Genomic DNA, 25,571 nt, shown 5'->3' with positions numbered 1-25,571 from the left:
CAAGAACGAGGTGACCAGAATGCGCAAGTTTCAGGATTTGCTCGCGCGAGTTTTCGATGTTGCATTGGTGTTGGCGGGAGCGGCGGTGGCGTCGCAGATCCGCTTTGATTACCTCGCTCAATCCGGGTTCTACTGGGCGCTCGTGATGTTTTCCGCTGCCTTCGCGCTGGCCATCTTTCCGGCGTTCGGCGTCTACGAATCATGGCGCGGCCGCTCCAAGCTGGTGCTGGCCGGCCAGGTGTCGCTCGCGTGGCTGATGGTGCAGGGCAGCGCGCTCGTGCTGATGTATTCGCTGCATCGTATCGACTTCGTGTCACGGCTGTGGTTCTCGTACTGGACGGCGGTGACCGGCGGCCTGCTGATCGCATACCGGCTGATGACGCACGCCGTGTTGGCGAGCGCGCGCAGCGCCGGGATGAATCTGCACCAGGTCGCCATTGTCGGCAGTGGCTCGCAGTGCGACGCGATCATTCGCCGGATCAACGCCGCGCCGACCACCGGTTTTCGCGCCACGGCCGTGTACAACGCGCGTCCGGACGTGTCGCCGGTCGCGAGCCCGGGCGTGCCGGTGTTCGATACCGTCGATGCATTGGCCGGCTACATGCGGACCAACGACGTGCATGAACTGTGGCTGATGCTGTCGCTCTCGGAAGAACCGCTGATCTGTTCGCTGGTCGGCGAATTCCGCGACGATCTGGTGAACATCCGCTTCATGCCGGACGTGCGCAGCCTCGCGCTCTTCGAGGGCAGCGGCGTGATCGATCTGCTCGGCGTGCCGGCGATCAATCTCGTGGCCTCGCCGCTGTCCGCCAGTTCGATGCTGAAGAAGGAAATTTTCGACCGTCTGTTTGCGTTGACCGCGCTGATCGCGCTTGCCCCGGTCATGCTCGCCATTGCGATCGCGGTGAAGCTGTCGTCGCGCGGTCCGGTTCTGTTCAAGCAGAAACGCAAAGGCGCCGACGGTCACGTATTCACGATCTACAAATTCCGCTCGATGCGTTTGCATACCGAGCAAAAAGGCACCGTCAGGCAAGCCACGCGCAACGATCCGCGCGTGACCAAAGTGGGCGCTTTCCTGCGCCGCACGAGCCTCGACGAACTGCCGCAATTCTACAACGTGTTGCGTGGCGACATGTCGGTCGTAGGACCGCGTCCCCATGCACTCGAGCACGACGACCTCTATCAGAAAGTGGTCGCGGGCTATATCAATCGCTACCGCATAAAACCGGGGATCACGGGGTGGGCACAGATCAACGGTTTTCGTGGCGAAACCGACCGCATCGAGAAGATGGAACGTCGTGTCGAACATGACCTGTATTACCTGGGGCATTGGTCGTTCGCACTCGACATGCGGATTATCGGCGCGACGATAGTCGCCGGACTGGTGCATCGAAACGCTTATTAGTTGTTAACAAAACGCCGCGCGCTTCCTTCCTTGAGGAAAAACGCCGTGGCACAAGGAGGAACATCATGAGCTCGCTTGGTCTACGCACGGGAAGTCTCCTGGTTTTCGCTACTGCAACACTGCTTTCCGGATGCGGCATCGCACCGGGCCAGCGGATGATCACGCCTGCCGCAATTCAGGACACGGGTGGTGATTACAGTACTGAACCGGCATCGCAACAACAGATTCCGATTACGGATATCAATCTCACACTCCTGCGCAAGATGAGCCAGGCGCAGGCGACCGCGCCGCTGTCGCCGCAGATGCTCGCGCTGTTCGGCAAGCCGACCGCTTATAAGGTCGGCCCCGGCGACGTGCTGCAGATCGTCGTGTGGGATCACCCGGAACTGGCTGCCGCGCTCGGTCAGCCGCAGCAGAATACGAAGACGACGGACGCGGCACCTGGCTTCCTGATCGACGAGAACGGCGATGTGCAGTTTCCGTACGCGGGCACGGTGCATGTGGCCGGCAGGGACGTCGCCTCGATCCAGAAGGACCTGGCCAAGCGTCTGAGCAAGGTGTACCAGAAGCCGGAAGTGACGGTGCGGGTGGCCTCGTTCCGCGCGCAGCAGGTCTATGTCGACGGCGAAGTGCGCACGCCTGGCGCTCAGTCGGTCAACGACATTCCGATGTCGCTGACGACCGCGATCAGCTTGAGCGGCGGCCTCAGCGCGAATGCGGACCGCAGCCGCGTGGTGTTGATCCGCAACGGCGTGCCGTATCAGCTCAACATCGACGATCTGATCAAGCGTGGCAAAAATCCGTCGGACATCTATCTGCAACCGGGCGACATACTGCGTGTGGCGTCGCGCGAGGACAGCGGTGTCTACGTGATGGGCGAGGTCAACAAGCCGGCGACTATCCTGCCGATGCGCAACGGTTCGCTGACGCTTTCGCAGGCGATCTCCGACAGCGGCAGCTTCGACTCGAACACGGCCGCGGCTCGGCAACTGTTCGTGATCCGCAATTCGACGAGCGACAAGCCCGAGGTGTACCACCTCGATGCGACCTCGCCGGTGTCGATGGTGCTCGCGAATCAGTTCGAGCTGCAGCCGAAGGACGTGGTGTACGTCGGTCAAGGCGGTCTGGTCCGCTTCAACCGTGTGTTGAACCTGCTGCTGCCGGCGATCAATGCGGCTGTAACTGGCGTCGTCCTCGCGAAATAGTAACCGTACAACGTGATCTTGAACCGCCGGGCTTTGTTGGGTGAAGAAAATGGCAATCAACTTTGAAAACCGTTACACCGACGTGTCCGGTCCGGACGAGCTTCACTTGTCGGACTATCTGCGTACGATCGTGCGAGGTTGGCGCACGATCTTGATGGTGACGCTGATCGCGCTCGCGCTGGGGTGCGCGTACGCTTTCCTCGCGCCACCGACGTACCGCGCGGATGTTCTGTTTCACGTAGAGGACAAGACGGCGAATGCCAATGCGAACGGCAAGGATTCCTTGCCGCCGCTCACCGGCATGTTCGACACCAAGCCTTCGACGGCGGCCGAGATCGAGTTGCTGAAGTCGCGGCTCGTCACGGAAGAAACCGTCAAGAAACTGCACCTCGATATCACGGCTTCGCCGCGCTATTTTCCGATTATCGGCGGAATGATTGCGGGGTTGGTGAACGGGCAATGGGGCTTCAAGTTGCCGCAGTTCATCAACCTGTCCGGCTATGCATGGGGTGACGAGAGCATTTCGGTGTCGCAGTTCGACACCTCGAAGGAAATGTACGACGCGACTTTCACGCTGATTTCCGGCAATGACGGGTCGTACGTGCTGCGGGACAAGAACGGTATTGCGATTCTGTCGGGGAAAGTCGGCGAAACCGTGGAAACGGATACCGCCGACGGCCCGATCACGCTGCGCGTCGATAGGCTGGTCGGCGCCGCCGGCTCGCGTTTCGAATTGCAGCGCGCCTCGACGCTGAGCACCGTGGACCGTTTGCAAAAGGCTTTGTTGGTGCAGGAAACCACGCTGCAATCCGGCGTGATCCGCGCGAGCCTCGAAGGCGGCGACGCCGGCTTGACGGCCGCGATCGTCAACAGCATGGCGCGCGAGTTCGTGCGTCAGGATGTGGAGAGCCGTTCGACCGAGGCCGAGCACATGCTGGCCTTCCTCGATCAGCAACTGCCGGGCTTGCGCAAGGAACTCGACGACGCCGAGCAACGCTACAACAAATTCCGCAACACGCACGGCACGGTCGACCTGGGCGAAGAGAGCCGCCTGCTGCTGCAACAGATCGTCGATAACAAGACCAAGCTGATGGATCTGCAGCAGCAACGCGCGGAGATGTCGCAACGCTTCACGGCGAATCACCCGGCGGTGGCCTCGCTCGACGCGCAGATCGCCGCGTTGCAGGGCGCAGCGGCCAACATGAACCGCAGCGTGGCGGTGATGCCGGATACGGAGCAGACCGCATTGCGTTTGCTGCGCGACGTGCACGTCGACACGGAGCTGTACACCAATCTGCTGAACAGCGCACAGCAGCTGCGCGTGGCGAAGGCGGGACAAGTGGGCAACGTGCGCGTGGTCGACTTCGCCGAAGCACCTGACGAACCGGTGCGTCCGAAGCGCGTGCTTGCGATCCTGATCGCGCTCGGCGGCGGGCTCGTACTCGGCATTCTGCTGACCTTCTTCAAGCGCGCGATGTACGGCGGCGTGGAGCGTCCTGACGAACTCGAAAGCATGCTCGGCGTGCCGGTGTTCGCGGTGGTGCCGCGCAGCCAGACCCAGTTGAAGCTGCAGGAAAACGTCATGCTGCGCCGTCGCGGGCTGCATGTGCTGGCGCAACAGGCGCCGGAAGACATCGCCGTGGAAGGCGTGCGCAATCTGCGCACCTCGTTGCAGCTCTCGCTCGATCACGCCGAGAACAACGTGGTGATGATCACCGGCTCGCGGCCCGATTCCGGCAAGTCGTTCCTGTCGGTGAATCTGGCGGCGCTGGTGGCGTCGGCGAACAAGCGCGTGCTGATCATCGACGGCGATATGCGGCGCGGCGACGTGCACTCGCATTTCGGTGTCGCGCATCAGCCGGGTCTGTCCGACGTGCTGAGCGGCGGCGATCTGAGCTCGATGATCCAGCGCGACGTGCTGCCGGGTCTCGACGTGCTCGCCAAGGGCACGCTGCCCTCGCACCCGGCCGAACTGCTGATGAGCAAGCGCTTCGAAACGATGCTCGAGGAACTGAAGTCGCACTACGACCTCGTGATCGTCGACACGCCGCCGGTTCTGGCGGTGACCGACTCGACAGTGATCGGCAAATACGCGGGCACGACGCTGCTGGTGGTGCGCCATGGCCGCCATCCGCTCAACGAGGTCATGGAGACGGCCAAGCGGCTGCGCAATGGGGGCGTGGGGCTCAGAGGCGTGCTGCTGACCGATGTGCCGCAGGAAGGCGCGTTCCTCGGCTCGGGCTATCAGGGCGGTTACTACGGCTACGACAGCATCGCCGGTTGAGACAGCAGCCGACGGCCGGCCGCGCAGCAAAGCTCGTGGCACTGGGATTGCAAAGGTTAACGAGGAGAAGGCTCCATGAAACGTAAGGTCGCGCTGATCACCGGCATCACTGGACAGGACGGATCGTATCTGGCGGAGTTGCTGCTCGCCAAGGACTACGACGTACACGGCATCAAACGCAGGTCATCCCTGTTCAACACAGACCGGATCGATCACCTTTACCGCGATCCTCACGATCCGGACCAGCGCCTCTTTCTGCACCACGCGGATCTGACCGACTCGACCAGCATTCTGCGCGTGATCCAGCGCGTCGAGCCGGACGAGATCTACAACCTCGCCGCGCAGAGCCACGTTGCGGTGTCGTTCGAGGAGCCGGAATACACGGCCAATGCGGACGGCCTCGGCGCCTTGCGGATTCTCGAAGCAATCCGGATTCTCGGCTTGCAGGAGAAGACGCGCTTCTACCAGGCCTCGACCTCGGAGCTCTACGGCCTCGTGCAACAGGTGCCGCAGTCGGAGACCACGCCGTTCTATCCGCGCAGCCCGTATGCCGTCGCCAAGCTGTTCGCGTACTGGACCACGGTCAATTATCGCGAGGCTTACGGTCTCTATGCGTGCAACGGGATTTTGTTCAACCACGAATCGCCGGTGCGCGGCGAGACGTTCGTGACGCGCAAGATCACGCGCGCCGTTGCGCGAATCGCGGTGGGCATGCAGAAGACCTTGTATCTCGGCAATCTGTCGGCGCTGCGCGACTGGGGCCATGCGCGCGATTACGTGGAAATGCAATGGCGCATGCTCCAGCAGGAGCAGCCGGAGGATTACGTGATCGCCACCGGCGTGCAGTACAGCGTGCGTCAGTTCGTGCAGCACGCTGCCGCCGAGCTGGGTGTCACCGTGCGTTTCGAAGGCACCGGCGTGGATGAAGTCGGCATCGTCGAAAAGGTGGAAGGGCGCGAGATCAGGATGTCGCCGGGCGACGTGATCGTGCGCGTCGATCCGCGCTACTTCCGGCCCGCCGAGGTCGAGACGCTGCTCGGCGATCCGTCGAAGGCGCATGCGAAGCTCGGCTGGCGGCCGACCACCTCGTTTGAGTCGCTCGTCAAGGAAATGGTGCGCTCGGATTATCAGATTGCACGACGTGACGCGCTCGTCACGCTGGCCGGATTCACGGCGCTGGAACATCACGAGTAACTTGCGATGAACAAACAAGCACGTATCTTCGTCGCGGGCCACCGTGGCATGGTCGGCTCCGCGCTGGTCAGGCGTCTCGCCGCCGAGGGGTATCAGAACGTGATCACCCGCTCGCGCAAGGAGCTCGACCTCACGGATCAGGCGGCCGTGAATCGCTTCTTCGAAAGCGAAAAGATCGACGTGGTGCTGCTCGCGGCCGCGCGCGTGGGCGGCATTCTCGCGAACGCGACGCGGCCGGGTGAGTTCATCTATGAAAATCTGGTGATCGAAACCAACGTGATCCACGCCGCGTACCGCGCCAAGGTCGAGCGGCTGGTGTTCTTCGGCTCGTCGTGCATCTATCCGAAGCAGTGTCCGCAGCCGATCCGCGAGGAGTATCTGCTGACCTCGCCGCTGGAACCGACCAACGACGCCTACGCGATCGCGAAGATCGCCGGCCTCAAACTGTGCGAAGCGTACAACCGCGAGTACAACACGCAGTACGTCGCGTTGATGCCGACCAATCTATACGGCCCGAACGACAACTACGATCTGAAGAGCAGCCACGTGTTGCCGGCGCTGCTGCGCAAGGCGCACGAAGCGAAGCTGAACGGCGAGGCCACCTTGACGGTGTGGGGTTCGGGCACGCCGCGCCGCGAGTTCCTGCACGTCGACGATCTTGCCGCGGCCACGCTGTTCGTGCTCGAGCACAACGTGACGGAGGGCCTCTTCAACGTCGGAGTGGGCGAGGACCTGTCGATCCGTGAACTCGCCGAATGCATCTGCAAGGTGGTCGGTTTTGAAGGCGAGCTCGTATTCGACGCCTCGAAACCCGACGGCACGCCGCGCAAGCTGCTCGACGTCTCCCGTCTCGCGCAAATGGGCTGGCAGGCAACGATCGGTCTGGAGGACGGAATCGCGTCCACGTATCGGGACTTCGTCGAATCACACGCCGGTTCGACACCGGCTGCCGCCATCGAGGCCTAGGCGCGCGGATTGCCGCGCCGTCAGCGCGGCTTTGCAGTAAAGGACCGCTTGGGCAGCTGTGCATGCGCAGGATGCGCAATGCACGCAGGACGATTTTTCGAGGAGTGGCATAAAAATGACAGCGTCAGTCACGATCTTCCACAACGTCGTGTGGTCGCGCCACAAAGGTGTCGTGTTTTCCGCCTTGCATAACATTTCGGCATCCGGAGCGATTCGCTATTCAATGGTGCAGATCGCGGACACGGAGCACGACCGCGTCGGTTTTTCCGACGTCGATTATTCGTTTCACCGCTATCCGATGCAAAAGCTGTTCGACGGCTGCTACGAAGACGTGCCGACCATGAAGCTGATCGCGCGGCTCACGTGGGAAGTCTTGCGCACCAAGTCGGATCTGATCGTGCTGCCGGGTTATCACCGCCCGGAATACTGGGCGATGCTCGCGGCATGCATCGTGACCGGCAAACGGCGCGCGGTGTTCTGCGATTCGACGGCGCGCGACCGGCCCAAAAAGCTGCTGACGTCGATTCCGAAGCGCGTGTTTTTCTCGCTCTGCGACGGCTATTTCGGCTTCGGCGAGCGCAGCCGCGAGTATCTGCTGTCGCTCGGCGCGAAGCGCGACAAGATTTTCGTGCCGTGTCAGGCCGCGGCGATGCCGGGTTCGTTTTCTCCGGAACGTGCGCTGGTCGAGCGGGTCGCCGCTCGCGCGGGTAATCCGCCGGTATTTCTGTTCGTGGGGCGTTTGTCCGAAGAGAAAGGCATCGGCACGCTGATCGAAGCGCTCGCCGGATTGCGGCGGCGTATTCCGGCGGCGAAGCTGCGCATTGTCGGCACCGGCCCGATGTGCGACGCGTTGCATGCGAAGGTGGCCGAGCTCGAACTCGGCGACGCGGTGACGTTCGTCGGGAGTCTGCAGGACGAGCCGCTTACGCGGGAATACTACGGCGCCACCTGCATGGTGCTGCCGAGTTACAGCGAACCTTGGGGACTGGTGGTCAACGAGGCGCTCGCGCATGGTTGCCCGGCAGTGGTCAGCGAGAGTTGCGGCTGCGTGCCGGAACTGGTGATCGACGGGGTGAGCGGCTATGCGTTTACAGCAGGCGATGTCGCCGGCTTGCAGCGCACCATGCTCAAGGCCATGGAGGCGTTCGCCGACGCGGGCGGCACCGCGCGCCGGTGCATGGATGTGATTCGCCGTTTCGATCCGCCTTCCGCGGCTGCCAACATCGCCCGCGGCTGTGCACTGATGTTGAGCGACTGAGCCGCTCCGCCCAGCCACGTCGCGCGCACCACGCCCTAACTCGTTCTGGCAGCCACGATGAAGATACTGATCTACGGCATCAACTACGCGCCTGAGCTGACGGGAGTGGGCAAGTACACGGCGGAAATGGCCGTGCTGCTGGCGAGCCGAGGACATGACGTGCGCGTGGTATGCGCGCCGCCGTACTACCCAGAGTGGCGTGTGGGGGAGGGCTACGCGTCGTGGCGGTATCAGCACGAGACGCGCGACGGCGTGGCGATCTGGCGCGCACCGCTCTGGGTGCCGGCGCGTCCGAGCGGCCTGAAGCGGATGCTGCATCTGGCGACCTTCGCGGCGACCTCGCTGCCGCTGCTCGTGCGGCAGGTGCTGTGGCGCCCCCACGCGGTCATGCTGATCGCACCGACCTTGATGTGCGCGCCGGGCTCACTGGTGCTCGCACGCATCACGCGCGCTCAAGCGTGGCTGCATATTCAGGACTACGAGGTCGATGCGGCGTTCGATCTGGGATTGCTGAAAAGCTCGCTCGCGGCCCGCGCGGCACGCTGGGTGGAAAGCGCATTGCTGCGGCGCTTCGATGCGGTATCGTCGATCACCCGGCAGATGAGCGCGCGCGCGACGACGAAGGGCGTCGACGCATCAAAGGTTGTCTGCCTGCCCAATTGGGTCGACGTGTCGACTATCTTCCCGCTTGCGCGGCCGAGCGAATTCCGGCGCCTCCTGGGGATTCCCGCCGAGCAGAAGGTGATTCTGTACTCCGGCAACATGGGCGCGAAGCAGGGCATCGAAACGCTCGCGGATGCGGCGGTCGCGTTGGCCGCGCGCACGGACCTGACCTTCGTATTCTGCGGCAGCGGCGCCGCGAAAGAGAGTCTGCTCGAGCGCTGCTCAGGATTGACGAATTGCGTGTTCCTGCCGCTGCAACCGGTAGACCGTCTGAACGAACTGCTCAACCTCGCCGACATTCACGTGCTGCCGCAACGCGGCGACGCGGCGGATCTCGTCATGCCGTCCAAGCTCACGGGCATGTTCGCGAGCGGACGCGCGACCGTGGCGGTGGCGCGTCGCGGCACGGCGCTCTACGAAGCCGTGGCGCCGCGCGGCGTGGTCGTGCCGCCGGACAACGTGAAGGCGCTGGCGGCGGCGATCATGGTGCTGGCGGGCGACGCGGAACGGCGCACGGCACTCGGCAAGGCAGCGCGCAATTATGCGGAGCGCACGCTCTCGCCGGAGTCGACGATTCGCACTTTCGAGGAGCGGCTCGCGATGCTGTTGCGTGAGGTGGGCGGCGAACGTGGCAAACGTGGCAAACGCCGCAAAGTCGGCACGCCGTCTTTCGGCGCGCGGCCTTCAGGTGCTGCGGCGAGGCGCCGGCGAAAGCCGGCTACCGCGGAGGAAGCCGCGCCGGATTGATCCGACATGCGGCGCTGTCATGAAGGCGATATCACCACGGAGAACGGTAGACACCCTGTTTGCTGGCGTAGGGATCGGTATAGGTGGCTCTCGCGGCGCCTTGGGGTGTCAGGCCGTCAGCCGCATTCGGCCGTCCCGGCTGGCCGGCTACACGCACCTGGCCGTTGGCCGCAGCCGGCGCTTTGCGCTGGCCCTTGCCCTTGCCCACCGCCGGTTGCGCGGCCTGGTCACCGCCCAGCACCGTCATGCGTTGCGTGTCGAGCAGCGCGGCGCGTTGGGCGTCGTTGGTATTGCCTTGCGCGCCGTCGGTGCTGTATGGGTTCGGGGCGCCGAGCAACCCCTGCTCGCTGCTGCGATGCGCGGCGTGCCGGTCGGCGGGAAGCTGTGCGTTGAGCCCGTAGCCATTGGCCGCCGTCGCGGCGGGAGGACGGGCGGCCGCGGCGGGATTGGGTGCGGCGTTCTGCGCGAACGCCGGCATCGCGCACGATGCGATCGCGAGAAACGTCCAGGTAGCGGTGTGTCGAAGCGAGGTCATCATCTTATTCCCCTGGGAACTGCTGTCGGGATAAAGCTATCGTGCGCCAACCAGTACGCGTGTAGCCGCCAAAACGCTTGCCCGCACGGCCACCGCGCGAAGTCGAGCCAGGCGCGGCAACATAATGTAAAAGGTTTGCCTGGCATGCCTGCGTATGTTTACCACTGTTCGTGGTTCGGAGAAAGCTGATGGGTAACGTAGCCGACGATCCGCACATCGGGCGCATGCCGAAAGCCGAGGGCGAGCGCGAAGACGGCCGCGTCATCGATCTGTCGCAGGCCGGAAAAGGAAACTATCAGGCCAGGCGAGGCGCGCTGATCGAACTCATCTGGTTCGTGCTGGAAGCCTGTGTGATCAACAACAAACTGCTGCCGTTCTCAGGTGTGCGCGTTGCGTTACTGCGTCTGTTCGGCGCAAAAATCGGTACAGGTTGCCGATTCGTGCATCCGGTGCGTGTGAAGGCACCGTGGAATCTCGAGGTGGGCGACAACTGCTGGTTCGGTGTCGATGTGTGGATCTACAACCAGACGCTGATTCGCATCGGCTCGAACGTGTGCATTTCTCAAGGCACGTTCCTCACTGCAGGCTCTCACGACATGAGCACGACGATGGATCTGCACGTCGCGCCGATCCTCATCGAGGACGGCGTCTGGATCACTTCGAAGTGCGTGGTGCAAATGGGCGTGACGATCGGCCGTTCGGCGGTCGTGACACCTTTGTCGGTCGTGCATCGTTCGCTGGAAGCGGAGGGCGTGTACGGCGGAAATCCTTGCCGCTTTATCAGGAAACGGTTCGATTCCGTGACCTGAACCACAGACATAGAACCACAGCGTTTGTACGCTGGGAGGCCGAGGTCGTTTTGCCGGAATGTCGGCTACCGCAATGGGATTGCCGCGCTGCATGATGAGCGGCCTTCGCGGCAGCACCCATGCAAGTTCCGGCCGCGACGTTTGCGTGGCTTGGTTGCCAACTCCGCTTGGCGAACCGTGACGCGCTCAGGAAATGCGTGAAGCAGATGGGGAGTAGCGGATGTTCATCGATACGCGTACGGTTGAACAAGACACGGTCATTGAAACGATGGTTTGCATCATCGGCGGAGGCGTCGCGGGGATTACGCTCGCGCTCGAAATGTCGAGGGCGGGTATCGACGCCTGTATGCTCGAAAGCGGTGGTTTTGGACCTGACGACGCGACCCGCGATCTCTATCGCGGCGAGAACATCGGGCTGCCCTATACGTTCGCGGACGGCTCGCGCAGCCGCTATTTCGGCGGCAGCAGCAACTGTTGGGGCGGCTGGTGCCGCCCGCTCGATCCCTGGGACTTCGAAAAGCGTGACTGGATTCCGCACAGCGGCTGGCCGTTTGGTCTCGATGAACTGGCGCCTTACTATGCGCGCACGCATGAACTGCTGAAGCTCGGCCCGGAGAATTTCGACCCTGCTTACTGGGAGCGCGAGATCGGGCGTCAGGACGTGCGCCGTCTGCCGCTCGCCACCGGCGACATGCGCGATACCGTCGCGCAGTTCAGCCCGCCGGTGCGCTTCGGCAAGGTGTATCGCGAGGAGCTGTCGCGCTCGACGTGGGTGCGCGTGTTCCTCCATGCGAACGTGCTCAATATCGACGCCGATGCGCAAGGCACGACGATTTCCAAGGTGAAGGTGAGCACCATCAGCGGCCGCGCGATGTCGGTGACCGCGAGGATTTTCGTGCTGGCCACGGGCGGCATCGAAAACGCGCGCCTGCTGCTTGCGTCGAACAACGTGCAGGCGGCCGGGCTCGGCAATGCCAACGATCTGGTCGGCCGCTACTTCATGGATCATCCGCGGATGATGTCGGGCAAGGTGCGCATCCGTCCGGGCATTGCGCGCAACAAGCTGTACGACATCAAGTATCACTACCAGAATGTGGCGGTCTCCGCGCACGGCACGAAGATCTCGTCGCAGTTCGCGCCGAAGCAGGAGTGGATGGAACGCGAGAAGCTGCTCAATTCACGCGTGTGGCTCTACTCGAAATGGTACGGCGAAGGCAGCGCGGGTTCCGAGGCGTTGATCCGTTTCAAGGAAGCGCTGATGGGCAAGGACCAGCCGGGCCGCAGCCTGAAGCGCGACATCGAGACCATGATCGCGCACCCGCTGGATACCGTCGGCTTCGGTTTGACGCGGCTGTTGCAGTGGCCCGCGCTGATCACCGACGTGACGCTGCAGGCCATCGTCGAAGCGGAGCCCAATCCGGATAGCCGCGTCACGTTGTCGGCCGACAAGCGCGACCACTTCGGCATGCCGCGCGTGCGGGTGGAGTGGCGCCTGGGCGAACAGGTGCAGCGCACTTTCGATAAAACATTCCAGTTGCTCGCGCAGGAACTGCAGATGGCGAACGTCGCGGACGTCACGCTCGATGAGCCGCTCGAAGGCCGGACGTGGCCGGTGAAGCTGGAAGGCACGTGGCACCACATGGGCACCACGCGCATGCACGATTCGCCGCGCGAGGGCGTGGTCGATCGCGATTGCAAGGTGCACGGGATCAGCAATCTGTACATTGGCGGCAGTTCGGTGTTTCCGACCGTCGGCGCCAATTTCCCGACCATCACGATTGCCGCGTTGTCGCTGCGTCTCGCCGGTCATCTGATGCGGCAGCTGGATGTGCCGGACGTCGTAGGCAGTACGCGAACCGAAGCCGCGAACAGCGCGACCATGTCGCTCCAGACGCCGCCTCAAGTCGAGACGCTGCCAATCGCGGCCTCGACCTTGACGCCGGTGATGAAAGAGCAGTGAGCGTCTGATGAGGACAAACGAAGATGGCGCGCACGAGGCGCGCCATCTTCGTTTTGAGTTGTGAGGCCTTCAGGCCGTGGAATGCCGCCGGTGATCGGCGGCGCGAGTCAGCGGCTTTGCTGGGTCGCTTCGCGCAGTGTGGTGAGGGTGTTGTCACGCACGTCGTCGTGGCCGCCCTTGGTCTCGAGCAGGGCAGTCAGCGCGCTGACCATCGTCTCGACACGGAAGCGCGCATTGAACGTGCGGGCCGCCTGTGCGCGCATCGCCGCGCGAGCCGTGTCGTCCAGTTCGAGCCAGCGCACGAGATTCTTTTCCGTACCGTCGACGGTATCCGCAGCCACCAGCCCCGCGCCGTCCGCTTCGATTTCGCGCCACACGTTGACCTTGTCGGAGATCAGCGCCGGCAATCCGCAGCCGAGCGCCTCGGCCACCGCCACGCCGAAATTCTCCTGATGCGACGGCAGAACGAACACGTCGCTCGCATGAAAAGCGCCCCACTTGAGCTCGCCTTGCAGCATGCCTGGCAGACTCACGCGATGCGCGACGCCGGCCGCCTGCGCCTGGGTACGCAGCGTCGAGGCCCAGCCGGTTTCGTCCGGACCGGCGATCACGAGGTGCAGCGTCGGATCGCGGCTGGCAACGCGCGCGAATGCGTCGATCAGCAGATCGCAGCCTTTCTTCGCATGCACGCGGCCGAGAAACAGCACGATGCGTTTGCCGCGCAGGCTCGGTATGGTTTTAAGGAAGGTTTCGCGTAGCGGCGCGGCTTCGAGTTGCGGCACCGTCGTGCCGAACGGCACGATCCGTTCATGCGCGCGGTACAGCCAGAACGACTGGCGCGCCCGCGTACGTTCTTCCTCGGTCGTGAAGATGACGGCGCGCGCGTCGCGCAACACACGGTATTCGGCCCACGGCCAGTACAGCCACTTCTTCAGATGCTTGAGCGGGTAAGCCTCCTTGAACCACGGGTCCAGCATTCCGTGCACATACACGTAGTACGGCACCTGGCTCTTGTGCAGCGCTTTCCATGCCGCGAAGCCGTGGTATTGCCACAAGCCGTGGACGATCACCGCGTCGAAGCGCTTAGCGTTGGCGGCGAGCCACGGCGCGAGGCGTTCGCTGAAGCTGTAGCGGCCCTTGGTCGGGCCGAAGACGTGGACCGGAAAGGGGAAGGCCGCAAGGTAGGCGTCGCTGGGGGCATCGCAGGTCGCCACTTCGATCTCGTGTCCGGCCGCCCGCATCGCCATGCCGCTGCGGCGGACGCCTTCAACGGGACCGCCGGCGCGAGGGTCGACGCTTGCGAGCAGGTGGAGAATTTTCATCGGGCGATATTCGGTCGGTTGGAGCGATGCCTGGGCGGCGTATGCGGGACGAGGGCGCCGTACTGGCCGGCGTCGGACGAGGAGCCGGGCGTGCGTGACACGCCGAGCGTGGACCCGAGGTCGGCGCGGCCCATGCCCGGCTGGATCCGGCCAGGTAACTCGGGCATCGCTTCCGGGCGCACGTAAGGCGGCCTGCGGAAGCGCCGCGCGCGCGCCGGCAGCGCGCGCTGCAAACGCGCGTGGGTGGCGATCATCAAGCCGAGCGCGACGCCGAAAATCAAGCCCGAAAAACGCGGCCCGAGCGGATTGCCGCCGATCGACGTGGCCGGTAACGCGGCAAACAGCATGATGGCGCGCCCCAACACCGGCAGCATGGGCGCGTCGGGCACGACCGAGCGCCAGTAGCGATACGAGAAGAAGCAGATCGCCAGTGCGGCGAGCGTGGCCAGCGGCATGCCAATGCCGAACAGCAGGCCGCCCGCGAAGAACTGATAGACCCAGAAGTTGTGGCCCGCGGCCCATTCGTTGATCGCGTAAAAATCCTTCTCGCTGATCTGGCCGGCGAGGTCCGGCAGATAGACCGGCGAATAGCGATAGTAGTGGCCGTAGCCTTCGCCGAACAAGAGCGTCTCCGGCTGCGAGGTCACCTGATCGTACTGATCGCGCATTTCCGCGAGACGCGTGACCGTGGTCGGATCCTTGCCGGAGCGGGTTTCCTCGGAGAAGAAAATGCGCTGTGTCCAGTGCTCGGCGACGGTCGGGAAAGTCAGGGCCGCGACGCCGGCCATGCCGGCGAGCACGGCGCCGATGATCATGGTGCGGCTCATTGCGCGCCAGATATGCCGGATCGACGGCGCGCTCAGTCCCATGGCGATCAGGAACAGCAGCACCGTGCCGACCATCACGCTGCGTGTCACGCTCAGCAATTCGATGACGACACTCAGGGCGAAGATCGACACGGTAAAGAACGAAAAACGCTTGGCCACGACGAATTCGTGGAGCAACACGCCTTGCAAACCCAGCAACGTCACGGAGAGGATACGGAAGCGCACGTCGTCGAGATCGCCGCCCGTCGCCATGCCGTAGACCATGGTGAACACGAGGCTGATGACGTTGGCGACGAACAGGGCTTTTTCGAACTGGGCGATGCGGAATTCGCTCCACGGGCGGCACGCCACGAGATAGCCCAGCATGAAGAGGATGAACGGCAGCAGCGTTCGCAAGTAGTTGCCGGTGTCGTTATCCTGAACCAGTTGCGCGACGATGCTGCCGAACACGCACAGGATCATGCTCCACGTGACGACCGAGCGCAGCCGCGAGCGCTCGTGAAAGCGCGGCGCGATGAGAAGGAGGGCAATCCCTGCGGCGATCGCCGGCAGGACGAAGATGAACTGCGCGAAGTGACCCGTATTCGCGTCGGTCGCCTTATAGTCGAACGCAAGCGGCAGCAGAAAAAACCATATCCAGGGCGTTGCATACTGGTGGCGCATTAACGATTCCTCCCCGTCGCCGTCATTTCGCCGTCGGTCTACAGTGGACGGTCTCGCATCGGGTTATTTTGAAGGAATCTGCACGCCTGTTAGTGGGCTGGACCGCATTCGTCGATCATTGCCTGGGTTCTGGCGGCCGCGGAAAGCGTAAGCTCTGCAAGACGCGCGCACACTTGCGTATGTTGTCGGTCAATGCCTTGAAGTTGGCGCGCACGCACGCTTGCCGACACCGAAGATGCAAAAAGGGACACGGGCCCGCGAGAGACGAGCGCAATCTTGCATGGGATCGGAGTGGGTGCTGAAGCGCCCACTCTGATCGACCGTTTTGCATGGGACCGGAGTAAGCGCTAAAGCGCTAACTGCGGTCGACCGCTGTGCATGGGACCGGAGTAAACGCTAAAGCGCTAACTCCGGTCGACCGCTTTGCATGGGACCAGAGTAAGCGCTAAAGCGCTAACTCTGGTCGACAGGGAGTACAACATGAAGTTATTCGGCGGGGCGGGACCCGCAAAAGCCGGACGGGCGATCGAGCTCGACTTCGTCCGCGGCATCGCGATCATCGCGGTGATGGGCTTTCACTTCCATGCTGTTCATACCGGCAATTACCTCATCCAGATTATTGAGTACCCGCTGAAGAATTTCGGCCGCGAAGGCGTGAATCTGTTCTTCACCCTGAGCGGCTTTCTGGTGGGCGGCCTGCTGCTTCGGCAGTACGCCGAAACAGGCCATGTCGACGCACGGCGCTTTATCATCCGGCGGATTTTCCGCATCTGGCCCGCGTATTACGTGCTGATCGTCTTCCATGTGCTGGCCGGACGCCACCCGTGGAATACCTTCCTGTTCCAGAACCTGACCCACCTGCAAAACTATCTGGGCACGTCGATTACGCAGACCTGGAGTCTGGCGGTCGAAGAACACTTTTATCTGGTGCTGCCGGCGCTTCTGCTGGTGTTCGCGCGCTGGCGTCTCGGCGCGTGGACGATCGTCAGCGTGCTTACCGGCATCTGCGCGGTGGTGCTCACGGCGCGCTGCTTCGCGGTGGCGGGCGGCAATCTCGACGGGGCGTTTGCTTATACGCAATACCGTATCGACAGCTTGCTGGTGGGTGTGATTCTTTCCGCGATCTACTGGATGAAACCCGGCGTCTACCATCAGCTCGCGAAGCGCAAGTGGCTGCTGATCTTCAGCGTCGTCCTGCTCTGCGCATGGCTCGCATTCGCCACCAAGAACCTCGCGCTGGATGAAAGCATCGGCTACACGATTCAGGCGCTCGGATTCGCCGCGCTGATCGTGCTGGTGCTCGAATACTCCGGCTCGCTGCGTACGTCGTGGATCTATCGCGGCGTGGCGTGGATCGGCCTCTATTCGTACGGTATTTACTTGTGGCATTCGCTCGCGCTCGCGCCCGGCGACATGCTGATCCGGAAAGCGACCGCACTGGGTCTGGCGCCAAGCCTTATCTGGGTCGTCGCGCTCACGGCGCAGTTTGCGATCGCGATTGCGATCGGCTATGTGACCACGCGTGCCATCGAGTATCCGTTCCTGCTGATGCGCAATGCGCTGTTCCCCGAAAAGCGCAGCAGCTCGGTGCGCGAGGAAGTGCCCGCCGCTGCTGCGGGCGGCCAGTTGTCGTGAGCATGCGGGCATGCGGCCGGTTACTCTCGTATCCGGCCATCAACCGACGCCAAATGTGACGAGGCGTCCATCGCATCGATGGACGCCTCGTGTTTTTTGAAGAGCCTGCCGGGGAATCAGGCCATCTGCTGTAGCAAAGTCTGCTTGAATTGCCCGAGCGTATGCCGTGACAGCAGGTCTTCACGCGCGGACGGCGTGGCTTGGGGCGCATGCGGCCACGAGGTCATGGTCTCGGTGATCGCGCGGCCGATCGACGCGGAACTCAGGTCGCTCAGAATCGGCCCCAATTCGCAACGCCGGCTGAACCAGCCGATCAAACCGTCTTCCGTCGCAATCACGGGCTTGCCGAAACGGTACGCCTGCACCAGCACGCCGCTCATGCCGTAGTGCCCCTTATAGCCGAGCCAGACCGCGTCGCACGCGGAGAACAGATCGCGCTCCATGTCGTTGGAAATGAAGGCGTCGAGCACCAGCGGCGCGGGCTTGAGGCTGCGCACATGATTGCGCATGAAATGACGCGTGCCCGCATCCTGCTCGCCGGCGACGATCAGCGTAGGCGCATGCTCGAGACGCGTCAGCGCATGCACCAGTTCGTAGATGCCCTTGCGTTCCGTGATCGCGCCGTACACCAGCAGATAGCGCTGCTCGGGATCGAGCCCCAAGCGCTCGCGGGCCAGCACGGGGTTTTCCGCGTGTTCATCGGGAAAAGGGTCGGCCACGTAGGCGATGGCCGCGCTGTGCTTCGACGCACTGCGCGCCGACCATTCCGGCAAGGTCGGATCGATCGTCAGCAGCGTGCGCAGGCCGGTGGTCCGGATCGCGCGCTTGAAGAGCAGCGCCTTGATCGCATTGACGACCGGACGATCGGGGGCCTTGATGCCGACCTTGTGATGATGGAACGTCGAGCGCATCGTGATGCCGATCCAAGGCGTCTTGCCGAACGGCGAGCCGAGAAACGGCAGCGAATAGAAAAAGTAATCGACATAGGGCACGACCACGAGGCGGATCGCCTGCATGCGGCTGATGATCGTGTGCACGCGCTTGAAATAGCGGTGGAAGCGCCAGTAATCATTGGGATCGCGCATGAGGCCGCGGGGTTGCTCCTCGGGATCGACAAAAGCGATCTGCTGGTCCGGGCGATTGGCGGCGGTGATCTGTCTCGCGAGCCGGTGGTCTTCGTTGGCGCACTCGGTCACGAGCATGCACGGATAGCCGGCTTCCGCGCAGGCCTGCATGGTCCACTCGACATATCGCCAGCGGTGGCCGGTGAGATTCGGTTCCACAATCAGGACGTAGTCTTGTTCCATTGCGTCGGTAGCCATTTGCGTTGCGGAAAAAAGTACCCGAGCGCCGTTCCCGCATGGCGCTAGCTGAGCAACGTTAGCACCGCCGGAATCCGTGTAACCACTAATTTGTCCGGCTTTGTGGTTCAGCGTACGAGGGGCCGTTGGCTTAGGCCGAACCCGCCTAGCTGATGGCGGTTGTAGGCGATTCTCTCGCGGTATGGTCGTGCATGGAGTTCGATGAAAAAACTTCGCCAGCTTGCTGGTGCAACCTAACAAATTATGCGCCGGCGGCGTTCACAGAGCGATGCTTGAAATCGCTCTGCGCGGCCGATTCAACGGCGCTCCGATTCGACGGAGAAATAGCTTGCGGGCGATCAGGCTTCCGGCGTTCTCGGTGGCGGGCAGCTTCGGCGCGAGTGCGGCGACGTGGGTCCTGCTACAGCAGTTCGCCGTGCGTGGACTTGTAGCGATCAAATTTCTTGCGATTGGCCGGATGCTAGGGCCGGCGGCAATCGGCAGCGTGAGCGTGGCTTTGCTCGCGGTGGCGATTGCCGAGGCGCTGTCCGATACCGGCCTCGCGCAAGCGGTCATTCAAGGCGAACATCCGCCGTCGCGCTCGCAACTCGGCGCGGTGTGGACGACATTGACGGCGCGAGGTGTGCTCATTTCGCTGCTGCTGGTCGCGCTCGCCCCGTTGCTGAGCAGCCAGTTCCATCTGGACGGCTCGCTGATCCTGATCCAGCTCGCGGCGCTGCTGCCGTTGCTGCGCGGTCTGGCGTCGCCCGCTTATTACGTGGTGCAGCGCGAGCGGCGCTTCCAGCACATTGCCGGTGTGGAGGTGGCGGCGTCATTCGTCGATTGCACGGTGGGGCTCGCGCTCGCGTATTTCGGCGCCGGCGCGTCTTCGGTGCTGATCGGCCTCGTGGCCGGCGAAAGCCTGAAAAGCACGCTGACCTGGGCGACCATGAAACCGCGTCCGCCGATCCGCGCGGTGTGGTCGGGCATCGGTCACTATGTCGGCTTCAGCCGCTGGATCTGGGCAAGCAGCGTAATCAATCTGCTGCTCAATCAGTTCGACAAGGTGGTGGTCGGCAAACTGCTCGGGCCAGCGCAACTGGGCAGCTATCAGATGTCGTCGCGGCTCGCGCAGATGCTGCTCGCCGACGCCGCGATCGCCATGTCGCAATACCTCTTTCCGACCTTCGCGGCACATCATCGCCGCAGCCCCGAGTCGGCGTCGCGCATCATCAAGATCTATCTGCTGGTGATCGCGATCGGGCTCGCGGCTTTCGTCTCGGTGCTGAGGCTGATCGCCGAGCCGCTCTTCTCGCTGATTCTCGGCGCGGCGTGGTTGCCGGCGGTGCCGCTGTTCAGGATCCTGGTGATCAATATGGCGATCGGCGCGTTGATCGCGGTGCTCGTGGCCTATCTGCGCGCGGTGGGCGACGCGAAGGCGACCGTGCATGCGTCGGCGATCCAGGTCGTGGTGCTGGTGTTGAGCGCGCCGCCCGCCGTGCACTATTGGGGCGTGACGGGCATTGCCTGGTCCATGACGCTCGGCCTTGGCTGCGCCGCCGCGTGGATGCTGTTCCGAACGTTGACGGCAAGGACGCCATGATGCGCGTCTTTCACCTGGTTCTTGCGCCGCGTCTGTCGGGAGCTGAAGTCCTGGCCAAGGACCTCGCGCTCGATCAGTGTGCGGAAGGCATGGCGGTGTGCGTGGCTTCGCTGTTGCCGGCGCATGCCGATTTCGCGCCCTTGCAGAACGACCTGGAAAGCCATGGCGTGCAGTGCTTCTTTCCAGAGCGGCGGCATCGTGCGTTCGTCAAGTTGTGCCATCTGTTTGGCGCCGTGCGGCGTTTTCATCCGGATGTGATCTTTGCGCACGCGACCATTCCGTCGTTTTACGCGCGCGCATTGCCGCTGCGCGTGCCGGTGGTCTACGTCATGCATTCGGCGACCAACGACTTTGAGCGCCCGTTGTTCAGGCGCGTCGAACATGTCCTGTCGGGACGCGCCCGGATGGTGATCGGCGTGTCGGAGCAGGGGGTGACGGACTACGTGCAGGCCATCGGGCCGCATCCGTCGATGACCGTCGTGCCGAACGGCGTGGACATCGCGCGCTTCGCGTTCACGGACGGCGTGGACCGCGACGGCCGCGCGCCGCAGGTGGTGCAGATCGGCCGATACGCGGCCGTCAAAAATCAACTGCTGACGGTGCGGGCGTTCAGCGAAGTACTCAAGCACGAGAAAGACGCGCGGCTCGTGTTGTACGGCGTGATCGAAGACCCCGACTATCAGCGCGCGGTCGTCGCGCTGGCGAAGACGCTGGGCATCGCCGAGCGCGTCGCGGTGGCGGGTCCGCGCACCGATGTCGCCACCGTGCTGTCGGAGTCGAACGTGTTCGTCATGCCGTCGCAATCCGAGGCGCACAGCGTGGCTTTTCTCGAGGCGCTGGCTTCCGGCGTGCCGATCGTGGCGAGCAAGATTCCGGCCTTCGCTTTCGCGAGCGGATTTCCCGGCGTCCAACTGGTCGATACCGGCAATGTGCAGTGCTATGCCGAGGCGGTGATCCTTGCGCTAGGGCAGGCGCGGGCGGAACGCTCGCTGGTCGGCTTGACGCTCAGGGATACCGCTGACCGCTATCGTGCGATCGCGCGTCAGGTGAGTCTGGCCGTGCCGGCTCGTTAGGGCGCAGCGCGCACCTGTTCTTGTTGCCACTCGTTCATGGCCCGCTCCGAGCGGACTCGGGGTATCAATGATGGTTGATCACGTCACGCATGTCGGGCGCCGGCTCGGGTGCGGGTTCCGCGGGCGGCGGCATCTGCAGTTCGGTTTCGCGCACTGCAAGCGTCATGAGACGCTGTGCCTCCTTGCTGCTCGAATCGATCTGCAGTGCCGTGCCGGCGTTGTGCGAGACGCACGTCCATCGAGCGATATAGCCGCAGCCTCGCGCGAGGCTCAGTAGCGCGTCGCGCTGCTGTTCGCGTTGACTCACTGTCGAGCGCATGTTCAACGCGTCGCGATTGTCCGGCTGCGCGGCGATGGCCGCTGCGAGGCGCGCTCGGGTCGCCGACAGATTGTTCTGCTGCAGATTGGCACGGGCGGCTTTGAGATGCCGCGACACATCCGCGCGTGGTTGATCCGGTGGGTTGCCTGACTGCCCGCCTGGATCGCGCTTCGCGTCGGGTCCCACGGATGCGACGCGGCGCGAAAGCGGTGGCGAAGCGGCTGGTGGCGGAATCGGCGGCGAACGCACGGGCGCGGACCGCGCGGCGGCGACGGTCGTGGCGCGCTGCGCAGCGACGGTGGCCGCGGGCTTTGGTGCGGCGGCAGGGGGCGCGGCCGCGGGCTTCTGCGCGATGACGGTGGCGGGCTTCTGTGCGGCGGCGGTGGCAGGTTTCTGGGTGGCGACGGCGGCAGGCTTCTGGGCGACGATAGTTGCGGGTTTCTGCGAGGCGGCAGACGCGGACCGCTGCGCGACAGCGGTCGTGGGCTTCTGCGGAATGACGACGAGCGGCGGGACATTTTGCGTCTGCACCTTGCCGGAAACCGCAATAGGCGTGCCGACATCCGAGTCGTTGCTGTGGATGAACCCCAGGTACACCGCGGAGGTCACCACCAGCACCGACGCGCCCAGCACGAGGGGCTGGCGCAGTCGCTGATAGGCGGACACGGCAACCACGGGCTCCTCGATGAACTCGTAGGGATTGACCAGCGCGCGCGAGGACGGGTTCCAGATCTTGCGAGTCGGCAGACGGCTGTCGACGAGCGGCTGCGGATCGTCCAATGGATCCTTCAGCGGGACTTTGAGCGAGGGAGGCGGCGCCGAACGCGCGCCGAACGAATCGACCGGCCGCCGATGGCACGAAGGACAGGGCGTGAAGCGACCGGCTAGCGGGACACCGCAGTGCCCGCATCGGAGGGGATCGTGCTGATCGGAAGTAAAGTCGCTAAGCATCGCCGTGTCGCAAGGGGGCGTCGAATGCCGGCGCCACAATCAGAAAAAAACAAGGCACCGTAACGAGGCTTGCAAGCAGGGTTACTGTGCGACGACGTAACCCCGCGCTTGCATGCACGCGCCATACGCGGCCCAATACTGTGTCATTGGCGGCTCGGGCGCCGGCAGAGGCGGCAGCTTCACGCTGGATGCCGCAGCCATCTGCGCTCCACTCGCAGCCGCCGTTTCCGAGGCGCTGTTGTCCGCGCTCGTCGCCGATGCCGCCGTGGCGGCCGTGGTCGTGGTGCCCGCCGAAGTCGCGCTCGCCGCCGTGGGCGCCGAAGCACCCTTCGCCGTCCCCGTTGCCGTCGCCGCCGTGGTCGCTGCGGGCGCGCTCGCGCCCGGCGCGGCGGCGGCCGGCATGCTTGCGCCGATCGGCGCGGACGAGAAGGTGCTGGGCGGCAAGGGCGGCCGCGACGGCGCGCCGGTCGACGAAGTCTTGGTGGCAGCCGGCTTGCGCGGTGGAAGCTGCGACTCGTGGGCGATGTTGACCTTGGTCTGCTTGTTCGCCGCCGCGTAGCACATCGCGGTATCGATGCTGCGCTGATAAGGGCTTTGACTTCGAATTGGATAAGTGAGCGGCTGCCATGCGAGGGCAGCACTGCTAAACACCAATAGCGTCAGTACGGTATATGTTTTGATTTGCATCGCAGTCGCTCCCGCAGCGATGTTTCGCCTCTCGTAGGCATTCGCGCTTCGCGGTACGTTCTATGGCTGCTGACTCTGCCGCGAAGGCTGCTTTCCTGAGCGTAACACCGTGTATTGTCAACGCAATACACTGGCATAGCGCGCGAAACCGCCATCCTGCAGTCGAATCAAGACAGATCCGCGTGAAATGGCGGAAAACGTAGGGAGTATCCCTGGGCGATGCGGTCGTTCTGGAGTTGATTGGGCGGGTATGCCGCCGTGGACGACGAGAAGTCGGACATGAGGAAATGGCAGTACTGCTATCGAATGCTGTTATTGATGGCATGGCCGACTGCCGGACATGCCAAGGTATCGGTGCAAAGCCATTCGGCGCGGAAGTCCGTGCGGCAGCGCACGGATGGCGTGCTCGTGGGTGCCTTGTGCAGCATGTGGCGGCAGGTCTGCAGACCGCCGCACTGGCTGGCGAGGTCTGCAGTCGCGTTGCCAACCAATCTCAACCAGAAGTGAGCGGCTGATCATCCTCATCGGCTAGCCGGCGTAGTACGTTGGCGACCACCCGGTCGCAATGCGCACCACCGAATTCGAAGACGTCGCGCTCGGCGAGATCGATCTCGTGCGCCAATGATTCGCGCAGCAGGCTCCTTGCGCGGAAATGCCGGCTGCGCACCGTCGCTTCCGGGATGTCGAGACATTGCGCGGTCTCCTCGACGCTCATTTCCTCGACTGAACGCAGCACGAACACAACGCGGAAGACTTCCGGCACTTCGTCCAGCTTGCGCTCGAGCAATGTTCGCAACTCGGCGCGCGCGGCCGCTTTCTCTGGGGAATCGGAATCTTGCGCGATCATGGCATCGATATCGACGTGAGTGTTGGCGTCCACCATCGGAATCACGTTCTGACGGCGAGCTTCCCGGCGCAGGCGTCCATAGCATTCGTTGAGCACCAGACGGGACAGCCAGGTGAGAAGCGTGGCATCGCCACGAAACCGGGCGATCGATCTGAAGGCTGACAGATACGCCGCCTGCAGCGCGTCTTCGGCTTCCGCTGCGTCACGCAGCGTGGCGCGCGCCAGACGATACAAGCGCCGGTTATGTCGGCGCATCAGCAGTTCGAACGCCGATCGATCTCCCGCGACGATGCGGCGGACTGTCTCGCGTTCGTCGTCCGCGGCAAAGCTTGAGTGTGCTTCAGCGATGTCCGTCATGACTGCCTCGCCAGGTTGTATCCACGCATCGTGCATCCGTCATTGCACGATCACTGTGCCACGCATCGTGGCGTGCAGGGTGCACAGATACGGATAGCTGCCGGTCTCCCGCGCCACATAGGTCCACGATGCATTCGGCGCGATTTCGCGTGAATCGAACGCTTTCGACATGGCGCTCGCCGTGTGGGGAAACAGATCCTTGTTGACCCACATCACGCGATCTCCGCGGTGCACGGTGAGCACCGGCGGATTGAAACGCATCTGTTCGATCACGATCAGATAGGTTTTCGCCGCGGCGGTGGAAACGCAGGCTAGTGACGTCGAAAAGATCGCGAGCAAAGCGCAGGCGCGGACGAAACCAGTCGTGGGTCTCTTGCCCCAGCGCTTTCCGGCCGCGCGAACACTCGGATTACTCACCGCTCTTGCCCAGCGCCGCCTGCAAATGCCTGGCGTGCTCGAGATGCGCGACAAAGGCCGGCCGCACCTTGACGAGCAGCGCCTTCAGTTCCGCGTTCTGCGCGTCTGGAATTAACGTCTTGTCCAGCGCATCGAGAACGTTCTCGTGATAAGTGACTTCGTGGTCGATATACGCCCGGTCGAATGGCGCGCCTTTGAGCGACTTCAGATGGGCGAGGTTCGCATCGCCGCCTTGCTTGAGACTCTGGCTCGTCGGATTGTCTTCCGGCGTCACGCCCAGTTTGTGCACAAGGTCGGTGGCCGCCTTGTTGACGCCGCTGTGATCGGTGACCATGCGTTGCGCGAACGCTTTGACATCCTTCGACTTCGTTTTCGATTCCGCGAGCTTGCCCGCGTCGATATCCACCTGATTGGCCGTTACGACGATGGCTGCGATCTGCGGATCGGTGGGACCGGCGCTCTGCGCCCAGCACGGAAGGCCGGTAAGCGTGAGTGCGATGAACAGTGCTGCGCTGATCATCTTCATCTTGCGTCTCCTGAATA

At 63.5% G+C, this 25,571-nt stretch carries 21 protein-coding genes; 12 read left to right on the top strand and 9 right to left on the bottom strand.

Annotation, left to right across the window (positions count from 1 at the left end):
• The first annotated feature begins 19 nt into the window (after nucleotides 1–19).
• The 7 genes from PQR42_RS15195 to PQR42_RS15165 all read left to right on the top strand — a co-directional run bounded on the left by PQR42_RS15195 (nucleotide 20) and on the right by PQR42_RS15165 (nucleotide 9,722).
• Complete coding sequence (locus PQR42_RS15195) at nucleotides 20–1,405, top strand: undecaprenyl-phosphate glucose phosphotransferase (protein WP_408385238.1); 1,386 nt, start codon at nucleotides 20–22, stop codon at nucleotides 1,403–1,405.
• 65 nt (nucleotides 1,406–1,470) lie between these two features.
• Complete coding sequence (locus tag PQR42_RS15190; protein WP_408217147.1) at nucleotides 1,471–2,610, top strand: polysaccharide biosynthesis/export family protein; 1,140 nt, start codon at nucleotides 1,471–1,473, stop codon at nucleotides 2,608–2,610.
• A gap of 49 nt (nucleotides 2,611–2,659) precedes the next feature.
• Nucleotides 2,660–4,894: a polysaccharide biosynthesis tyrosine autokinase gene (locus PQR42_RS15185; protein WP_408217144.1), complete on the top strand. Its 2,235-nt coding sequence runs from the start codon at nucleotides 2,660–2,662 to the stop codon at nucleotides 4,892–4,894.
• Between the two features lie 75 nt (nucleotides 4,895–4,969).
• The gene (gmd, locus tag PQR42_RS15180; protein WP_132375929.1) at nucleotides 4,970–6,088 is read left to right on the top strand and encodes a GDP-mannose 4,6-dehydratase; all 1,119 of its coding nucleotides are present in this window, start codon (nucleotides 4,970–4,972) and stop codon (nucleotides 6,086–6,088) included.
• Between the two features lie 6 nt (nucleotides 6,089–6,094).
• On the top strand, nucleotides 6,095–7,054 hold the full coding sequence (fcl, locus tag PQR42_RS15175; RefSeq protein ID WP_408217140.1) for a GDP-L-fucose synthase: 960 nt from the start codon (nucleotides 6,095–6,097) through the stop codon (nucleotides 7,052–7,054).
• Between the two features lie 115 nt (nucleotides 7,055–7,169).
• Nucleotides 7,170–8,312, top strand: coding sequence for a glycosyltransferase family 4 protein (locus PQR42_RS15170; RefSeq protein ID WP_408217138.1), 1,143 nt, complete (start codon nucleotides 7,170–7,172; stop codon nucleotides 8,310–8,312).
• A 57-nt stretch (nucleotides 8,313–8,369) separates the two neighbouring features.
• Nucleotides 8,370–9,722: a glycosyltransferase WbuB gene (locus PQR42_RS15165; protein WP_408493663.1), complete on the top strand. Its 1,353-nt coding sequence runs from the start codon at nucleotides 8,370–8,372 to the stop codon at nucleotides 9,720–9,722.
• 31 nt (nucleotides 9,723–9,753) lie between these two features.
• Here the strand turns inward: PQR42_RS15165 and PQR42_RS15160 are convergent, their stop codons facing one another.
• Nucleotides 9,754–10,260 (bottom strand): hypothetical protein, encoded by a 507-nt coding sequence (locus tag PQR42_RS15160; RefSeq protein ID WP_408385243.1) that lies wholly within the window; start codon nucleotides 10,258–10,260, stop codon nucleotides 9,754–9,756.
• Nucleotides 10,261–10,445: 185 nt separating this feature from the next.
• Here PQR42_RS15160 and PQR42_RS15155 point away from each other — a divergent pair, with 185 nt between their 5' ends.
• On the top strand, nucleotides 10,446–11,066 hold the full coding sequence (locus PQR42_RS15155; RefSeq protein WP_408385246.1) for a DapH/DapD/GlmU-related protein: 621 nt from the start codon (nucleotides 10,446–10,448) through the stop codon (nucleotides 11,064–11,066).
• A 220-nt stretch (nucleotides 11,067–11,286) separates the two neighbouring features.
• A complete protein-coding gene (locus tag PQR42_RS15150) occupies nucleotides 11,287–13,026 on the top strand; it encodes an FAD-dependent oxidoreductase (protein ID WP_408385249.1) in 1,740 nt (579 codons plus the stop codon).
• A 107-nt stretch (nucleotides 13,027–13,133) separates the two neighbouring features.
• Here PQR42_RS15150 and PQR42_RS15145 read toward each other — a convergent pair whose 3' ends face one another.
• Both PQR42_RS15145 and PQR42_RS15140 read right to left on the bottom strand, forming a co-directional pair.
• Entirely contained in the window at nucleotides 13,134–14,348 is a 1,215-nt protein-coding gene (locus PQR42_RS15145; protein ID WP_408385252.1) for a glycosyltransferase, read from the bottom strand.
• Nucleotides 14,345–15,838, bottom strand: coding sequence for an O-antigen ligase family protein (locus tag PQR42_RS15140; protein ID WP_408217121.1), 1,494 nt, complete (start codon nucleotides 15,836–15,838; stop codon nucleotides 14,345–14,347). Before PQR42_RS15140 ends, PQR42_RS15145 begins: the two co-directional genes overlap by 4 nt.
• A 480-nt stretch (nucleotides 15,839–16,318) precedes the next feature.
• Between PQR42_RS15140 and PQR42_RS15135 the strand changes: the two genes are divergently transcribed.
• Entirely contained in the window at nucleotides 16,319–17,473 is a 1,155-nt protein-coding gene (locus tag PQR42_RS15135; RefSeq protein WP_408217118.1) for an acyltransferase family protein, read from the top strand.
• Nucleotides 17,474–17,589: 116 nt separating this feature from the next.
• Here the strand turns inward: PQR42_RS15135 and PQR42_RS15130 are convergent, their stop codons facing one another.
• A complete protein-coding gene (locus PQR42_RS15130) occupies nucleotides 17,590–18,795 on the bottom strand; it encodes a glycosyltransferase (RefSeq protein ID WP_408493662.1) in 1,206 nt (401 codons plus the stop codon).
• Between the two features lie 328 nt (nucleotides 18,796–19,123).
• On the opposite strand from PQR42_RS15130, the gene PQR42_RS15125 reads away from it, so the two are divergent.
• Together PQR42_RS15125 and PQR42_RS15120 are read left to right on the top strand one after the other, a co-directional pair.
• Complete coding sequence (locus PQR42_RS15125) at nucleotides 19,124–20,377, top strand: oligosaccharide flippase family protein (RefSeq protein ID WP_408217112.1); 1,254 nt, start codon at nucleotides 19,124–19,126, stop codon at nucleotides 20,375–20,377.
• On the top strand, nucleotides 20,377–21,450 hold the full coding sequence (locus PQR42_RS15120) for a glycosyltransferase (protein ID WP_408385589.1): 1,074 nt from the start codon (nucleotides 20,377–20,379) through the stop codon (nucleotides 21,448–21,450). The genes PQR42_RS15125 and PQR42_RS15120 overlap by 1 nt, the downstream gene beginning before the upstream one ends.
• Nucleotides 21,451–21,514: 64 nt before the next feature.
• On the opposite strand, the gene PQR42_RS15115 is transcribed toward PQR42_RS15120, so the two are convergent.
• The 5 genes from PQR42_RS15115 to PQR42_RS15095 form a co-directional block, all read right to left on the bottom strand.
• Nucleotides 21,515–22,549, bottom strand: coding sequence for a hypothetical protein (locus tag PQR42_RS15115; protein WP_408385258.1), 1,035 nt, complete (start codon nucleotides 22,547–22,549; stop codon nucleotides 21,515–21,517).
• Nucleotides 22,550–22,801: 252 nt separating this feature from the next.
• Entirely contained in the window at nucleotides 22,802–23,407 is a 606-nt protein-coding gene (locus PQR42_RS15110; RefSeq protein ID WP_408385260.1) for a hypothetical protein, read from the bottom strand.
• A 493-nt stretch (nucleotides 23,408–23,900) separates the two neighbouring features.
• A complete protein-coding gene (locus tag PQR42_RS15105) occupies nucleotides 23,901–24,611 on the bottom strand; it encodes an RNA polymerase sigma factor (protein ID WP_408385262.1) in 711 nt (236 codons plus the stop codon).
• A 39-nt stretch (nucleotides 24,612–24,650) separates the two neighbouring features.
• Entirely contained in the window at nucleotides 24,651–25,028 is a 378-nt protein-coding gene (locus PQR42_RS15100; RefSeq protein WP_408385265.1) for a cupredoxin domain-containing protein, read from the bottom strand.
• Nucleotides 25,021–25,554: a DUF4142 domain-containing protein gene (locus PQR42_RS15095; RefSeq protein WP_408385268.1), complete on the bottom strand. Its 534-nt coding sequence runs from the start codon at nucleotides 25,552–25,554 to the stop codon at nucleotides 25,021–25,023. The genes PQR42_RS15100 and PQR42_RS15095 overlap by 8 nt, the downstream gene beginning before the upstream one ends.
• Nucleotides 25,555–25,571: the final 17 nt, after the last annotated feature.

The sequence above is a fragment of the Paraburkholderia sediminicola genome, assembly GCF_046027355.1.
In the GTDB taxonomy this organism is placed as follows: domain Bacteria; phylum Pseudomonadota; class Gammaproteobacteria; order Burkholderiales; family Burkholderiaceae; genus Paraburkholderia; species Paraburkholderia sediminicola_B.
Note: the sequence above shows the minus strand (reverse complement) of the source record. Positions and strands in the feature narration are given on the sequence as shown.

Coding starts and splice junctions, on each gene's coding strand:
- PQR42_RS15120 (WP_408385589.1), top strand. CDS start 20,377: ATGCGCGTCTTTCACCTGGTTCTTGCGCCGCGTCTGTCGGGAGCTGAA.
- PQR42_RS15165 (WP_408493663.1), top strand. CDS start 8,370: ATGAAGATACTGATCTACGGCATCAACTACGCGCCTGAGCTGACGGGA.
- PQR42_RS15195 (WP_408385238.1), top strand. CDS start 20: ATGCGCAAGTTTCAGGATTTGCTCGCGCGAGTTTTCGATGTTGCATTG.
- PQR42_RS15110 (WP_408385260.1), bottom strand. CDS start 23,407: ATGCAAATCAAAACATATACCGTACTGACGCTATTGGTGTTTAGCAGT.
- PQR42_RS15105 (WP_408385262.1), bottom strand. CDS start 24,611: ATGACGGACATCGCTGAAGCACACTCAAGCTTTGCCGCGGACGACGAA.
- PQR42_RS15155 (WP_408385246.1), top strand. CDS start 10,446: ATGGGTAACGTAGCCGACGATCCGCACATCGGGCGCATGCCGAAAGCC.
- PQR42_RS15160 (WP_408385243.1), bottom strand. CDS start 10,260: ATGATGACCTCGCTTCGACACACCGCTACCTGGACGTTTCTCGCGATC.
- PQR42_RS15190 (WP_408217147.1), top strand. CDS start 1,471: ATGAGCTCGCTTGGTCTACGCACGGGAAGTCTCCTGGTTTTCGCTACT.
- PQR42_RS15145 (WP_408385252.1), bottom strand. CDS start 14,348: ATGAAAATTCTCCACCTGCTCGCAAGCGTCGACCCTCGCGCCGGCGGT.
- gmd (WP_132375929.1), top strand. CDS start 4,970: ATGAAACGTAAGGTCGCGCTGATCACCGGCATCACTGGACAGGACGGA.
- PQR42_RS15185 (WP_408217144.1), top strand. CDS start 2,660: ATGGCAATCAACTTTGAAAACCGTTACACCGACGTGTCCGGTCCGGAC.
- PQR42_RS15170 (WP_408217138.1), top strand. CDS start 7,170: ATGACAGCGTCAGTCACGATCTTCCACAACGTCGTGTGGTCGCGCCAC.
- fcl (WP_408217140.1), top strand. CDS start 6,095: ATGAACAAACAAGCACGTATCTTCGTCGCGGGCCACCGTGGCATGGTC.
- PQR42_RS15150 (WP_408385249.1), top strand. CDS start 11,287: ATGTTCATCGATACGCGTACGGTTGAACAAGACACGGTCATTGAAACG.
- PQR42_RS15140 (WP_408217121.1), bottom strand. CDS start 15,838: ATGCGCCACCAGTATGCAACGCCCTGGATATGGTTTTTTCTGCTGCCG.
- PQR42_RS15135 (WP_408217118.1), top strand. CDS start 16,319: ATGAAGTTATTCGGCGGGGCGGGACCCGCAAAAGCCGGACGGGCGATC.
- PQR42_RS15095 (WP_408385268.1), bottom strand. CDS start 25,554: ATGAAGATGATCAGCGCAGCACTGTTCATCGCACTCACGCTTACCGGC.
- PQR42_RS15130 (WP_408493662.1), bottom strand. CDS start 18,795: ATGGCTACCGACGCAATGGAACAAGACTACGTCCTGATTGTGGAACCG.